Annotated in this window: 15 protein-coding genes; 5 read left to right on the top strand and 10 right to left on the bottom strand. The window is 36.4% G+C overall.

Features of this window, described 5'->3' with window-relative positions; translation table 11 throughout:
- Window positions 1-81: 81 nt before the first annotated feature.
- Window positions 82-1293: an EAL domain-containing protein gene (locus AC3A54_RS08165; protein WP_487654101.1), complete on the bottom strand. Its 1212-nt coding sequence runs from the start codon at window positions 1291-1293 to the stop codon at window positions 82-84.
- A 210-nt stretch (window positions 1294-1503) separates the two neighbouring features.
- Between AC3A54_RS08165 and AC3A54_RS08160 the strand changes: the two genes are divergently transcribed.
- Together AC3A54_RS08160 and AC3A54_RS08155 are read left to right on the top strand one after the other, a co-directional pair.
- Window positions 1504-2352 (top strand): C39 family peptidase, encoded by an 849-nt coding sequence (locus tag AC3A54_RS08160; RefSeq protein ID WP_335545855.1) that lies wholly within the window; start codon window positions 1504-1506, stop codon window positions 2350-2352.
- Window positions 2353-2515: 163 nt separating this feature from the next.
- Complete coding sequence (locus tag AC3A54_RS08155) at window positions 2516-3394, top strand: metallophosphoesterase (RefSeq protein WP_335545858.1); 879 nt, start codon at window positions 2516-2518, stop codon at window positions 3392-3394.
- A gap of 43 nt (window positions 3395-3437) precedes the next feature.
- Here the strand turns inward: AC3A54_RS08155 and AC3A54_RS08150 are convergent, their stop codons facing one another.
- Window positions 3438-5552: a putative bifunctional diguanylate cyclase/phosphodiesterase gene (locus tag AC3A54_RS08150; RefSeq protein WP_487654100.1), complete on the bottom strand. Its 2115-nt coding sequence runs from the start codon at window positions 5550-5552 to the stop codon at window positions 3438-3440.
- A 199-nt stretch (window positions 5553-5751) separates the two neighbouring features.
- On the opposite strand from AC3A54_RS08150, the gene AC3A54_RS08145 reads away from it, so the two are divergent.
- The 3 genes from AC3A54_RS08145 to AC3A54_RS08135 all read left to right on the top strand — a co-directional run bounded on the left by AC3A54_RS08145 (window position 5752) and on the right by AC3A54_RS08135 (window position 8155).
- Window positions 5752-6249: a YkyB family protein gene (locus AC3A54_RS08145; RefSeq protein WP_309865409.1), complete on the top strand. Its 498-nt coding sequence runs from the start codon at window positions 5752-5754 to the stop codon at window positions 6247-6249.
- Window positions 6250-6637: 388 nt separating this feature from the next.
- The gene (locus AC3A54_RS08140; RefSeq protein ID WP_308080345.1) at window positions 6638-6838 is read left to right on the top strand and encodes a hypothetical protein; all 201 of its coding nucleotides are present in this window, start codon (window positions 6638-6640) and stop codon (window positions 6836-6838) included.
- A gap of 162 nt (window positions 6839-7000) precedes the next feature.
- A complete protein-coding gene (locus tag AC3A54_RS08135; RefSeq protein ID WP_487654099.1) occupies window positions 7001-8155 on the top strand; it encodes an aminotransferase A in 1155 nt (384 codons plus the stop codon).
- Between the two features lie 50 nt (window positions 8156-8205).
- Here AC3A54_RS08135 and AC3A54_RS08130 read toward each other — a convergent pair whose 3' ends face one another.
- The 8 genes from AC3A54_RS08130 to AC3A54_RS08095 all read right to left on the bottom strand — a co-directional run bounded on the left by AC3A54_RS08130 (window position 8206) and on the right by AC3A54_RS08095 (window position 14171).
- Window positions 8206-8382, bottom strand: coding sequence for a hypothetical protein (locus tag AC3A54_RS08130; RefSeq protein WP_309865416.1), 177 nt, complete (start codon window positions 8380-8382; stop codon window positions 8206-8208).
- Between the two features lie 88 nt (window positions 8383-8470).
- Window positions 8471-9349, bottom strand: a complete 879-nt coding sequence (locus AC3A54_RS08125) for an NAD(P)-dependent oxidoreductase (RefSeq protein ID WP_487654098.1) — start codon at window positions 9347-9349, stop codon at window positions 8471-8473.
- 167 nt (window positions 9350-9516) lie between these two features.
- Window positions 9517-9990 (bottom strand): hypothetical protein, encoded by a 474-nt coding sequence (locus tag AC3A54_RS08120; protein WP_487654097.1) that lies wholly within the window; start codon window positions 9988-9990, stop codon window positions 9517-9519.
- Between the two features lie 88 nt (window positions 9991-10078).
- On the bottom strand, window positions 10079-10864 hold the full coding sequence (locus AC3A54_RS08115) for an SDR family oxidoreductase (protein WP_487654096.1): 786 nt from the start codon (window positions 10862-10864) through the stop codon (window positions 10079-10081).
- Window positions 10865-10988: 124 nt separating this feature from the next.
- Window positions 10989-11624 carry an FMN-dependent NADH-azoreductase gene (locus tag AC3A54_RS08110; RefSeq protein WP_487654095.1) on the bottom strand — a complete coding sequence of 212 codons (636 nt, stop codon included), beginning with the start codon at window positions 11622-11624 and terminating at the stop codon, window positions 10989-10991.
- 196 nt (window positions 11625-11820) lie between these two features.
- Window positions 11821-11967 (bottom strand): hypothetical protein, encoded by a 147-nt coding sequence (locus AC3A54_RS08105; RefSeq protein WP_487654094.1) that lies wholly within the window; start codon window positions 11965-11967, stop codon window positions 11821-11823.
- 225 nt (window positions 11968-12192) lie between these two features.
- Window positions 12193-13905, bottom strand: a complete 1713-nt coding sequence (ptsP, locus tag AC3A54_RS08100; protein WP_487654093.1) for a phosphoenolpyruvate--protein phosphotransferase — start codon at window positions 13903-13905, stop codon at window positions 12193-12195.
- Window positions 13905-14171, bottom strand: a complete 267-nt coding sequence (locus tag AC3A54_RS08095; protein ID WP_309865430.1) for a phosphocarrier protein HPr — start codon at window positions 14169-14171, stop codon at window positions 13905-13907. Before AC3A54_RS08095 ends, ptsP begins: the two co-directional genes overlap by 1 nt.
- Between the last annotated feature and the right edge of the window lie 113 nt (window positions 14172-14284).

The raw sequence follows: 14284 nt of genomic DNA, 5'->3' as shown, positions 1-14284 counted from the left end.
ATGAAGTGTTCCGTATTGACCGGCTGTAGTACCCTCTTCATTAAAATGCCACTCCAGGAATCTTTCTATTCAACTGTATGTTTAAAGAAGTTGATCATGTTCAAATAAATATTGGTACGAGATATCAATGAATAGATAATCATTCCCGTTCATTGGAAAGGAAAAAGTTCGAATGGTTTCACCTGTTTCAATGTCACAATATAAATCAGACAGAATACCTTTTTGTTCATGACGCATTTTTATTATGTTTTCTAAAAAATAGGGACGCCAACTCCAGTTTTTATTTAAGTACTCAGATTGGCTGATCCAGCCATTTTTATCTTTAAAAATATTTGCTGACTTTTGAAAACCATCTTCGTCACATATATACATCCTAAAAGCCACCTGATCCATTTCCTTTATCAAAGCCTGAAAAAGTTCTTCATAACTTGCTTTTCTGTTTTTTATCACTAACTCCTGAACCTTTACTTGCAAGTTTTCTGCAGTAGTAAAAACAGCCTCTAACTTTTTCTTTTCATAGGAAATAAAATCATGAAATTTTTCTTTTAACCGATGCTTTAATAAGTCTCGTTCTATGAACTCAGCTGATGGTGGGTGTAAGTAATATCCCTGATAATAGTGGCCGCCATTTTTCCAAGCAAATTGCAGCTGATAACTCATTTCAATATTCTCAAACAAAAGAGTAGCACCTATTTTCCTTGCAAAAAGCGACAAGGAGAACAGAACATCATTAAAGTTCATCCCTGTTGACGTCGATTTGAGCGGGTGCAAATTGATCTTTAGTATATCTGGATTAAGCTGACCTAGACGTTCAAAATAATGACTTTCACTGTCAATGCTAGCTATGGCAATTTTAATACCATATGTCCTGTAATACTGCAGAAGATGGTCAAATTGATCAACATCCCCATTGTAATTACGATCAGAAATTTCCAGAACTATTCGCTGAAGATTTAACCCTCTTTTCTCAAAAGCTAAAAGCTCCTGTAAAAATGGCTCACCATGTTTATACATTAATAAATCGGCATTCCGATTTAAAAACAAGCGAATATCAGGATCTAGTTCCATTGATTTTTCAAGCGCCTTTTTAACAATTAATAAATCCACTTCGTATTTATATTCATCAGGGATCTCTTCGTCTTGAAAAAATGGACCCAAGCTTATTATATTGCCTTCAGATTGGTATCTCCCTAAGACCTCATAAGCTATAACCCGCTGTTCATCGGCACTAAAAATCGGCTGAAAATAGGGAAAGCAATTTTCAACATCCGATAGGATATCCAAAGCATCCATCTAAGTACCTCCAAAAAAATATTTTCATTATACCATACGCGTACGTGCCGTTTCTCGTTCTTTTCCAAAAGGATACCATTATAGCAACATAGATACAATCACATCCTATATACAAGCCCTATAAAAATGATTTTGGAATTCAGCGTTAATAGGGCAGATGGTGATACCAAAAGATCAACGCTTTAATTGAGCGTTCAAGGAGGATTATTATTGAAGAAGCTTTGCTTGGTGGCATTACTCCTTCCAATGTTTGGTTGCAGCCATTTTAATGCGAATACAAATTCTGTCTCTAACATGGAAAAACCAGAGTCTAGAGTTCCGATAAGTAAGAGTTCTGAGAACGAATCACTGACCGTCCCTATTAGTAATAAATCAAATACCTTAACGGACGTTAAAGACCAAATAATAAATGTAAAAAACAAGCCAATAAAGAGTAATTCTGTTAGTGCTCCACCGAAAAAAAATTCTTCCATGCTTAATGTAGTTTTAATCAAACAAAACCCCGAGTTACGTTATGGGTGTGAAGTAACAAGTTTAGCGATGGTTTTGAATTATGCAGGCGTGAAAACCAATAAAATGGATCTTTACCGCTCCATCCAGAAAGACCCAGATCCTATTATTCGTTCAACCAAAGGAGACATACTACGCTGGGGTAATCCTGCTGATGGATTTGTTGGGGATATGACTGGCCGACGAGCAGGGTATGCTGTGTTTGACAAACCCATGATTGCATTAATTAATCAAAAGCTACCGGGAAGAGCTGTTAATTTGACTAACCAACCCTTTGACAAAGTATTAGAGCACGTAGCTGCGGGTTATCCAGTTGTAGTCTGGACGACTGGCGATTACCGACTGCCTGATCGGTGGGAAGGCTGGTACCATGGAAAACAATACATCAAGACACCACTTGATTTACATGCAGTAGTGTTAGTTGGCTTTGATACCAATTACGTGTATTTAAATGATCCACTATCAGGTAGAAAACAGGTTAGAGTCGGTAAAACACAGTTTATCTCCTCCTGGAAGGCCCTGCAAAGTCGAGCAGTAAGTTATAAATAATAAGGCAGTCAAATTGACTGCCTTTTTTTAATGTATATTAGTATCTTTTGAACCGTATATGCATAAAAACTACCAAGTACCTTTTTCACTTGCAATATGGGGTAATTTTAAAGACAATATGAAAGGGCCCCTTTAAGTCCAATAACAGAAGGCTGGTAGAATAATGGCTAAAAAGCAGACGAGGAGAACATTTCTAAAACGATCATTCGGTTCATTTCTTGCCGTTCTCGGAGTAAGTTCGGGGGGCTATCTTTATGCAAACCGCATTGAACCTTCATTACTCGATATTCAAGAACAACAAATAAAACATCCGTTAATCCCTAAAGGCTTTAATGGAATAAAGATGGTCCAATTTAGCGATACCCACCTTGGATTTCAATACACTCTTACCCAATTTAAGAGGTTAGTGGATAAAATAAATACTATACAGCCAGATATTATAATCTTTACTGGAGATTTAATGGACGAGCCAAATAAATACACGGAAATCAATAAACTTGTAGATCTTTTAGAAAAATTACATGCCCCACTTGGAAAGTATTGCATATTCGGTAATCATGATCATGGTGGCTACGGTTCAGACATTTACCGTAATATTATGGAAACCACTAATTTCAGCGTCTTACTAAATGAAGCAAAAGAAATAAAAGTAAAGGATGGAAGTGCTATCTTTTTATTAGGAATTGATGATGCCATGTTAGGGAGGCCCAATTTACCTCTTGCCTTAAAAAATGTTCCTAACGATTGTTTTAAAATCTTACTTTCACATGCTCCAGACCTTGCTGAAACAGCTGCACAATTTCCGATTAACTGGCAAATAAGTGGCCACAGCCATGGTGGACAAGTTAAACTTCCCTTCATTGGTCCGCTTGTTATACCGCCTTATGCCAAAAACTATCCAGAGGGACTTTATACCATAGAAAATAATCACAAGTTAACTCTATATGTCAACAGAGGCATTGGAACTACTAGATTACCTTTCCGGTTTATGTCCAAACCAGAGCTAACCATTTTTACATTACTCTCAACAGAAGACATATAAAAAATCCTTATCAAAAATACAAATGATAAGGATTTTCACGTGTTTAGTTTCCAGCATTTTTTTTCAAAAATTTTTTCTCAAGCTCTTCAACAGGAAGTGGTTTAGAATAAAAATATCCTTGAATTTTATCACACTTCGCCTTAGCTAAAAATTCTACTTGTTGCTGGTCCTCTACACCCTCAGCAATCACTTCCAAACCTAAACTTTGGCCTAAGTGAATAATCGACCTAATAATAGCAGCATCTTTTTGATCTAAAAGAATATCCTTAATAAATGATTGATCAATTTTCAAGCCATCAATAGGAAATTGTTTTAAATAACTTAAGGACGAATACCCAGTCCCAAAGTCGTCAACCGAGATGGATATCCCTAGCTCCTTCATTCTTTTTAAAATAGGAATTGTTTCTTTTGTATCCTGCATGGCCCCTTCAGTAATTTCAATCCCTAGAGAAGAAGCTTGTATTCCATAGGTTTGAATCATTGATTGAATGAAAGGAACAAGGTTTAGATGCAGGAATTGTTTAGGTGATATGTTTATCGCTACACGAATATTCATATATCCCAAGGAATTCCAGGTATGAATTTGTTGACAAGCTTTTTCAATTACCCAATAACCTATTGGAATGATTAGCCCCGTATCTTCTGCCAATGGGATAAATACATTAGGTGAAATAAACCCAAATTCACTATCTTTCCATCGCAGCAGGGCTTCAAAACTATTTACTTCTCCTGTGGCGATATTAATCTGTGGCTGATAAAACAAAGACAGCTCATCTTTTTCAATAGCCTTTCTTAGGTGTGTCTCTAACGTAACCACATTGGTAAAAGTTGAATTCATATCAGTACGATAAAATTGAAAATGTGCCTTTCCTCTTTCCTTCACACGATAAAGTGCCTCGTCAGCGTTTTTGATCAGCATCTCCGCATCATTTCCGTCATCGGGATATAAGCTTATACCTATGCTGGGTGAAATATAATACTCCTGGGTATTTAAATAAAAGGATTGTGAGAAAACAGAAAATACTTTTCTGACAAAAGAACTGGCCCTTTCTCGATTAGCCGCGAGCAAAAGAACAGTAAACTCGTCACCACCTAGACGGTAAATATAGCATGTATCACTTTGAAATTGAGATAATCGATCAGCTACCTTTTTTAAAATCTCATCTCCTGCCAAATGCCCAAGAGTATCGTTAAGAAACTTAAACCTGTCAAGATCAATTGAAATTAAAGCAAATCCTTTTAATATATTTTCAGGTAAATGAATTTGATCATTTAATTGTTCCAGTAAGGCTCTTCGATTTAATAATCCCGTTAATTGATCGTGAAAAGCCATAAACTTTATCATTTCCATATTTTTAACTTTTTCTGATAGGTCCTTTAAGATCACATATAGCCCTTTGATTTCGGTATGAATGACAATCGGAACAGTTTTAATATGGACAATAAGTAAATAGCCTTTCGAATGAATAACCTTACAATCATGTGCCTCAAGTGCTATGCCAGTACAAGATTTCTGTAAGAGCACTTTAAATTTCTCAATATCCCTATCATTTATCAAGTCGTAAATGGATCGATTGATCATCTGCTTTTCTGAGTAGCCTGTTAAAAGGGAAGCAGCAGGATTGGCTTCTAGAATTTTTCCATTCAGGTTAATTGTAAAAATTGAATCAAGGTTATGTTCAATAATGGATCGATATCTCTGCTCACTTTCAATTATTTTATTTTTCTCATGTAACCATTCAGTCACATCTCTTGTTACTGCTACAATATAACTAATGGCATTGTCTTGATCCAAAACTGGAGTTAAGAGAGTTTCACCATAAATTATTCTTCCATCATTTAATTCAAACTGGTCGTCGAAGGTTATGACTGTTTTCCTTTTTAATAATTTCTCATATTTTCGCTGAAGGGAATTCGCGAATGAAAGGGGCAGCACTTCGTGAAAAGTCTTTCCAAGGGATTCAACAGAAAGGTTAGCTTTTTTCATGCCAGATTCGTTGACAAATATATATCGAAATTGCGGCCCTTCTTCAACCTTCATTACAAAGACCATATCTTGAATGTGCTGAAAAATAATATCAAAAATAATTTTCTGTATTTTTCCGCTGGCTTTGCCAGAAGCTAATTCATTCGTTAATAAATTATTTAAATGCTCCATTAAATCATCCTTCAGCTGAAAAATTCTGATTTCTTACAATAATGTTTTTACATTCTAGTATTTCTATTTTACAATGAATTTAATTGAATGAAAGTAATTTATTGAAAATAATGATTATTTCGCCAAAATTTTTTAGACCTATATATTGCTATGTTTCTATTTTTTTAAAAAAGAGGTATAATAAAGTTGCCTTAACAAAATGAAAGGAGAACATACCTTGAATCACGACCAGAAATATCCCCTATCCAAACTAAATCTAACCATCGAAAACCTCGCTCAAGCAGTCTTTATTGTGAATCGCCATGCAAAAACAGCAACTAATCCCAAATTCTTGTACAAATTGAAACAGGAATCACTAAAAAAATTAATCCAAGAAGGCAAGGCAAAAAAAGTAGGACTCCACTTTTCAGAAAATCCTAGAAACAGCCAACAGCAATCCGATGTGCTCGTTGAATGTGGCAGATACACCTTCCATATTCCTCCTATTAAATCTGATTTCCATGAACTTCCCCATCTTGGTAAACTTGATGGACGTGTTAGAAATCCCAAGGCGACCCTTTCACTAAGTTTCGCTAAAGCTTTATTGCAAACTTACACAGGAATAACTGAAATAGAGAATCCAGTATCCATATCAAAGAAAAATCAACGACCATACCAAAAACCTATATTTAAGAAATTAGGAGAAAGATATTCTTAATAACTAGGCTGTTTAAAGAACAGTGTTGATTTTTACACCCTGTTGATTGGAGCGGAAGGCACGAAGACTCCTGTGGGAGTATGGTTCAGGGGAGACCCCGCAGGCGCTTTTTTGGCCGAGGAGGCTCGCCGAAACACCCACGAACCGCTTGTACCTGGAGCGGAAATCAACAGGCAAGTTTATCAAAGCCAATAACTAAGAAAGGTGACCAAATACCTGGTCACTTTTTTTATTGATGTAAAGAATTCTTATATTCGCTACAACTTCTTGATAGTTTTGTGAACAAAATCACAAACCAATAGACTCAAATTAAAAACCGCATTACAATACAGTCATAAGAAGTTATTCCAAAACATTAGTATAAACTTTAAAAGAGGTGCTTTTAATTATGAAAGGAACTGCCATTCTATTTCAGGAGCAGAACATTACATTTATTGAAGATGTTGAACATTCCTTTTACGAAGAAATAAAAGAGCAATGTGGTTGTGAGCAATGCAGCTGCAAGCTTGATGAGAAGATCATCGATTTTGGCTCTGTGTCACCTGTATTCTGGCATGAAGATGAAATCGACTGGGATTACGGTTATTAATCATACTCAATAATTTCGATATAAAATTCCCCTCCCCCTAAAAAACGGTCTGAGATAACTCAGGCCGTTTTTCATTTAATTGTAGGTACCTTGCTTACAAATTGTCTAAATTCATGATATCCTAAACGAAGATTAATCCTTAACTGGAAGGATGGACAAAACTTGGAACATTTAGTAAATAACAGAGTTAAAGATATCGAAATATCAGGAATTAGAAAATTCTTTAATATGGTCTCTCACATGGATGACCTTATCTCGTTTACCATAGGCCAGCCGGATTTTCCTACACCTGAACATGTGAAAAATGCTGGGATTGCTGCGATTGAAAGAGATTTTACTTCCTATACTCATAATGCAGGAACAATCGAATTACGGAAGGCTGCTTGTGAGTTTGTTGAAAAAAAATATGATCTGAAATATAAAGCGGATTCCGAAATAATTGTAACTGTCGGAGCAAGTGAGGCAATAGATATTGCTTTTCGAACCATATTGGCGGAAGGGACGGAAGTTATTTTACCTGGTCCTATTTATCCAGGGTATGAACCCATTATTCGAATGATGGGTGCTGTACCAATACACGTAGATCTTAGAGAAAATCAATTTCGTTTCACCTTAGAAACGATAAAACCATTTATCACTGAAAAGACTCGATGTATAGTGCTTCCCTACCCATCCAACCCTACTGGTGTCAGTCTATCAGAGGCTGAGGTAAAAGAAATCGCAGTTTTTTTAAAAGATAAAGATATTTTTGTTCTTGCTGATGAAATTTACAGCGAGCTTACCTATGACCAGAAACATACGTCTATTTCACGTTTCTTAAAAGAAAAGACTATTGTGATTAATGGACTTTCGAAATCCCATTCAATGACTGGCTGGAGAATAGGCTTTCTATTTGCTCCAGAAAACATTACAAAGCACATTTTAAAGGTGCATCAGTATAATGTCTCATGTGCTAATTCCATTGCTCAGAAAGCCGCATTAGAGGCTTTAACAGTAGGAATAAATGATGCTTCAGCTATGAAAGAAGAATATGTGATAAGAAGGGATTATGTGTTTCATCGATTAACATCCATGGGACTTGATACAGTTAAGCCTGATGGAGCATTTTATTTCTTTGTTAAAATCCCTGAGACAATCCCTTTAAATAGCTTTGATTTTGCCATCAAACTAGTGAATGAAACAAAGGTTGCCGTAGTTCCCGGTAGTGCATTTTCTGACTTTGGAGAAGGCTATTTCCGTTTATCCTTTGCCTGCTCCATGAAAACGCTAGAAAATGGGCTCGATCGAATGGAACAATTTATGAATAATTTGAAATAACCAAAACCCCTCATCTAAAAATGAGGGGTTTTTTGCCAAAAGGTACGCTATTATCCTTTATATTTTCCGTTATTCTTTGGTGCTTTTTCTTTTTTAGCTTTATCTTTATGAATTTTATTGGTTGCAGCTGAACCCATTTCATGTGCAAATTCTTCATTTAATACCGCAGAATCAAAACCCTTTTTGTTTTTTTGCTGTGGATCATTCTTTTTTGTCCGTTTAGCCAATGTGTTTCCTCCTGTCTTCTTAAGGTTTCTATACTAGTTTCTTGAAGACAAGAAGAATTTATGCTTGGGAGATTGTGGCCACCGTGTATTAGTTCTTCCAATATTTATAAAGTGCTTGAGTACCGCTGTCTTCCTCTCCATTTTCAGCTAATTGTTCATAAAGCGACTTTGCCAATGCAAGTCCAGGCACAGGCATATCCATTCGCTCAGCTTCATCTAAAGCAATTTTCATATCCTTAATAAAATGTTTTATGTAAAAACCAGGTTCAAAATTCCCTTTCAGCATCCTCGGTGCAAGATTGCTTAATGACCAGCTCCCAGCCGCTCCTGTTGTAATGCTTTTTAATACGATTTCAGGGTCAAGCCCTGCGTTTTCGGCATAGATTACTGCCTCACAGACACCAATCATATTTGATGCAATGGCAATTTGATTGCACATTTTTGTATGCTGGCCTGCACCTGGTTTTCCTTGATAAACAATATTTGTACCCAGATGCTGCAGAAGAGGAGATACTGCTTCAAATGCTTCCTTTTCACCACCCACCATAATGGATAGCTTCGCTTCCCTTGCACCTACATCTCCTCCAGAAACAGGAGCGTCTATGCTTTGAATCCCTCTACATTTGGCTTCTTCGTATATTTTCACAGCTAGAGAAGGCGCAGATGTCGTCATATCAATGAGGTAACTTCCTTCCCTTCCATGAGGAATTAATCCATTTTCACCAAAATACACTTCCTCGACATCCACTGGATAACCGACAATGGTGAAAATCACATTTGCCTTTATTGCCACTTCTTTTGGGGTTTCGACCCACTCTGCCCCTTTCTCTACTAACTCATTTGACTTTTCCTTTGTTCTAGAATAAATCACTAAAGGATAACCAGCGTCTAATAAATGACCGGCCATACTCTTTCCCATTACGCCAGTTCCAATAAAGCCAATTACGGTGTTATCTGGATTATGCAAATTAATCTTCCTCTCAATGAGATTTTTCTCTATTTTAGCACTTTCATTATATTTTTAATAAATATTTGCATAAATAAAGACCGAACGTCCAGTCGTCCGGTCTCCGTGCTCCATCTCCAAATTTACGCACATATTAATGATGTCCTTACTCATTAAAAAATAAACTATTATAATTCAGAAGAAAAGTTTGTTAAATAGGTTCGTCCAAATACTTCCTTATCATTAAATACTTCTATAGAGACTGCTTGATCTCTTTCAATCATATTTTTAAGTTCATAAATATGTAAATCCTTCTTTAATGGAAGTGGATCCATAAAGATATACTTCTCGTCTTTTTCCCTTACCTCTAAATACTCTCCGTTAAGGACTTGTTCCTCACCATAAATAATTTCTCTTTTCCCGATAGCCTCAGCTAACTGATCATCATGGATTGTAACCTTTACTTTATACATCTGATGACCTTCTAAAATCTCATTGTTTATTCGAAAGCGAAATTGCAGCTCATTGTTTTTCGTTAATAATGCATCTGCATACCGATTCACAATTACCTCATTTGAGAATAAAAGCCCACAGCCACTTAAAAAAGAAATACAAAAAACTCCAATTAGTAAGGTAAACATTCGATGAATTTTTCTTCGCATTTATAACACTCCCCTTTATTTTTACCATAGCCATAATTGAACGGTAATAAACGTAAAGAAAGGTTAATAAAGGAAAAAAATCACATGCCTAAATAGCCTTTACCATTCCTCCATCTACTAGAAAAGAACTTCCAGTCATATAGGAATTTGCATCAGATAGAAGAAAGGCAGCAACATTGGCAAACTCCTCAGGTGTTCCGTATCTCTGCAATGGAATTCCTGCTTTTACCTGAAGTTCAACCGTTTCCCTCTCTACACCCAGCTTGTCAGCATTCACTTGATCTAAATGTTTAACACGATCAGTCGCAATTCTGCCAGGAGCAATAGTGTTTATTAAAATATTATAAGGCGCTAATTCTGTTGCCAATGTTTTTGATAAACCTACTATTCCTGTTCGGAATGTATTGGAAAGGATGAGACCAGGAATCGGTTCTTTTATTGATGAGGAAGCTATATTTAGTATTTTCCCCCCTTGTTGCTTTAAAAAAGGCAATGCAGCACGAATGACACGTACATAGGATAACAAATTCAGTTCAAATGAAGTTTGCCAATCTTCGTCCGTTAAGTCTTCGAACGCTCCTGCTCGTGGACCACCTGCATTATTTACAAGTAAGTGTAGACCTCCGAACGTCTCATTAGTGACAGCAACTAACTGGTTAATATCATTTATGTTTGTAATATCCGCTTTTTGAAACGCTACTCGTCCTGTACCGATTGACTGAAGTTCAATAGCTTTTTGTTTTAATTTTTCTTCTTCGCGGCCTGAAATCATGACGTTGACACCTTCTTTTACAAGCCTTTCTGCAATCGCAAATCCTAGTCCTTGACTGGACGCTACAACCAAAGCTGATTTACCAGATAAATTTAGTTCCATATTTTATACATGCCTCCTTATTATTCTATCTTCAGTATACAAGATTACCAAAGAAAGGTAGTGGTAGAAAACTCACAAAAACAAGGCGGAATATTTTATCCGCCTTGTTTTTGTCAACATATATTTAGAATGTATGTCCAAGATCCTTTGCACGCGCTATAGCATTTTCTTTAATTTCTTGTGCTTTATCCGGCATCGCATTATGACCTTCGACGAAAAGACCTTCAAGTTCGTTGATACCAAAGAAGCTCATCATGACACTTATATAACGGTGACCCATTTCCATCTGTGCCGCTGGTCCTTCAGAGTAGATTCCACCGCGCGCTTGGATGTGTAAAGCTTTTTTGCCTGGTAACAGTCCTACCGGCCCTTGTTCTGTATATTTAAACGTTTTACCTGCTACAGCAACAGAATCTAAATATGCTTTCATTACAGGTGGGAAGGAGAAGTTCCATAATGGTGTGACAAATACATATTTATCAGCAGCGATAAATTGGTCACTTAATTCATTTAGACGGCTGACTTTTGCTTTCTCTTCAGATGATAGTTCGTCCAATGCTTGTCCAGAACGGAGCTTTCCCCATCCACTGAAAACATCTGCATCGATATGAGGAATATTTTCACTGTATAAATCTACGTGAACCACTTCATCATTCGGATTTTTTTCTTTATAGCTATCTATAAATGCTTTACCAACTGCCATACTATATGATTGTGATTCATCATGAGGATGTGCAGTAATGTATAATACTTGTGCCATTCTAATCACCTTTCTTGTTGTGTAGGATCAAATATAGTTTGAATCAAAATCTTATAAAATAAACAATGATATTTATTTTAATTTAAGATATTTTTAATTCAAAGTAATTATATAAGAGAAGAGACTACCTTTCAAACAATCTGCTTGTACAAAATAAAAAAAGGATTTGTCATGTGACAAACCCTATCAAAGAACACTATTCATTTGTATCAAGTGAGTAAGGATTACGACCAATGTTTATTCTCATTTCATCAGTCATCTGGAATGGTTCAGTTACTACTGCCTCGTTTGTTGCTTGGCCAAGTTGAAAACTTCCATCATAATGTACAGGCTTTTGTTCCATTTTCCTTTTCACCTCCACAGACTCTTACAGTTATCTTATGTATATTTGTACCCATTTACCGCTTATCTCACTATTTTATATTACCTATAAAATTAGATAAAATTAACAGTAATACAGGCCTTTCTAACCATCATTATACTCCATTTGTCACACAAAAGACATAATTTTATAAAATTATATAAAAAAGAGACTGACTAAAAGTCAGCCTCTTCAAAGATTCTTCAATTACTTTATAGCAGCATTTACTGCTGCAATTACTTGGTCAGTTGTTTGCATGTTGAGAACTTCTTGAACTAGCTTCTCCATGTCAGACTTTTTTAAGTTCCGAATTAAGGAACGAGCCTTTAGTATGGATGTTGCACTCATAGAGAATTCATCAAGTCCTAATCCTAAAAGAACAGGAATAGCTGTTTCGTCCCCAGCCATTTCTCCGCACATACCAGCCCATTTACCTTCCGCATGCGCAGCATCGATTACCATTTTTACCAATCTTAAAATAGATGGGCTGTATGGCTGATAGAGATACGACACACGTTGGTTCATACGGTCTGCGGCCATTGTGTATTGAATCAAATCATTGGTTCCAATACTGAAAAAGTCTACTTCTTTAGCAAATTGATCAGCTAAAACAGCAGTAGAAGGGATTTCTACCATAATACCCAATTCAATATTTTCAGCAACTTTCTGATTTTCTGAAATAAGCTTTTGCTTTTCCTCTTCAAGAATCGCTTTAGCCTCTCTAAATTCATCCAAGGTTGCAATCATAGGGAACATAATTTTTAAGTTACCATAGCTGCTAGCGCGTAATAGTGCACGAAGCTGAGTACGGAAAATATCCTGCTCTTCAAGACATAATCGGATTGCACGGAAACCTAAGAATGGGTTTAATTCTTTAGGCAGCTCAAGATATGGAAGTTCTTTATCTCCCCCGATATCAAGCGTCCTTACTACAACAGGTTTTCCACTCATACCTTCTAATACTGCCTTATAAGCTTCGAATTGCTCTTCTTCTGTAGGAAGTTGGTCTCTACCCATGTAAAGGAATTCTGTTCTGTAAAGGCCTACCCCTTCACCACCATTTTCTCTAACTCCCTTTAAATCTTTAGGAGTTCCGATGTTGGCAGCCAATTCCACATGATGGTCATCAGCAGACACAGTAGGTTCATTTACTAACTTCGCCCATTCTGCCTTTTGTACCTCATATTCTTCATGTGTTTTACGGTATTGTTCAACAAGTTCTGGTGTTGGGTTAATGTGAACTTCACCCTTTAAGCCGTCTACAACAACTAAGTCACCATTGTTAATTTCCTCTGTTGCCGTCTTTGTACCGACAACTGCAGGAATTTCCATCGAACGAGCCATAATAGCTGAATGAGAGGTACGTCCGCCAATATTAGTTGTAAAACCTTTCACAAACTGTCTGTTTAATTGTGCTGTATCTGAAGGAGTTAAGTCCTCAGCAACAATGATTACTTCCTCAGCAATCATGCTTGGATTGACAATATGAACACCTAATAAATGTGAAAGAACACGTTTCGTTACATCACGAATATCTGCAGCACGTTCTTTCATATATTCATTATCCATTTGTTCAAACATCATAATGAACATGTCTGCTGTTTCCTTTAGAGCAGTCTCAGCATTCACATTTTCAGACTTTATTTTATCTTCAATAGGTGCATTTAACTCTGGATCACTTAATACAAGAAGATGTGCTTCGAAAATGGCTGCTTTATCTGCACCTAGGTCAATCTTGGCACGATCGCGAATAGCTTCTAATTCACTTTTTGATTGCGCCATAGCTTGACGGAAACGATCTATTTCAGCAGCAGAATCTTCAACTGTTACTTTTTCGAAAGATAAATCTGGCTCAACCAAACGGTATGCCTTCGCAATGGCAATACCATTTGATGCAGCAATTCCATTTAAGAACGTCATTATTCTGCCAAACCTTCTTTTTTCAAAGTTTCTGCTAAGCTGTTTAATGCCTCGTCTGCATCGTTGCCTTCAGCAGTGATCACAATGTCAGCTCCTTGGCCTACACCTAGAGACATAACACCCATAATAGATTTTAAGTTAACTTTTTTGCCTTTATATTCTAATGTAATTTCAGAATCGAATCTGCTAGCTGTTTGAACTAATAAAGTTGCTGGTCTTGCGTGAATTCCTGTTTCTGCGATTACCTTAAATTGCTTTTCTGCCATGATTAATCAAACTCCTTTAATAAGTAAATGTATTTATTCTGACTTAATAAAAATAAACATTTCTTCTTATTTAGTCAACTAAATCAATAAAGACTAAAGAATTAAAATCAACC

Source organism: Neobacillus sp. Soil_C_43 (assembly GCF_057656715.1).
The sequence above is the reverse complement of the archived record's forward strand: the minus strand, read 5'-3'. Positions and strand labels throughout refer to the sequence as shown.

Bases quoted from the DNA above. Each gene is read 5' to 3' on its own strand.
- AC3A54_RS08165 (WP_487654101.1), bottom strand. From the start codon at position 1,293: ATGGATGCTTTGGATATCCTATCGGATGTTGAAAATTGCTTTCCCTAT.
- AC3A54_RS08155 (WP_335545858.1), top strand. From the start codon at position 2,516: ATGGCTAAAAAGCAGACGAGGAGAACATTTCTAAAACGATCATTCGGT.
- AC3A54_RS08150 (WP_487654100.1), bottom strand. From the start codon at position 5,552: ATGGAGCATTTAAATAATTTATTAACGAATGAATTAGCTTCTGGCAAA.
- AC3A54_RS08145 (WP_309865409.1), top strand. From the start codon at position 5,752: ATGAAAGGAGAACATACCTTGAATCACGACCAGAAATATCCCCTATCC.
- AC3A54_RS08140 (WP_308080345.1), top strand. From the start codon at position 6,638: ATGAAAGGAACTGCCATTCTATTTCAGGAGCAGAACATTACATTTATT.
- AC3A54_RS08120 (WP_487654097.1), bottom strand. From the start codon at position 9,990: ATGCGAAGAAAAATTCATCGAATGTTTACCTTACTAATTGGAGTTTTT.
- AC3A54_RS08115 (WP_487654096.1), bottom strand. From the start codon at position 10,864: ATGGAACTAAATTTATCTGGTAAATCAGCTTTGGTTGTAGCGTCCAGT.
- AC3A54_RS08110 (WP_487654095.1), bottom strand. From the start codon at position 11,624: ATGGCACAAGTATTATACATTACTGCACATCCTCATGATGAATCACAA.
- AC3A54_RS08105 (WP_487654094.1), bottom strand. From the start codon at position 11,967: ATGGAACAAAAGCCTGTACATTATGATGGAAGTTTTCAACTTGGCCAA.
- ptsP (WP_487654093.1), bottom strand. From the start codon at position 13,905: ATGACGTTCTTAAATGGAATTGCTGCATCAAATGGTATTGCCATTGCG.
- AC3A54_RS08095 (WP_309865430.1), bottom strand. From the start codon at position 14,171: ATGGCAGAAAAGCAATTTAAGGTAATCGCAGAAACAGGAATTCACGCA.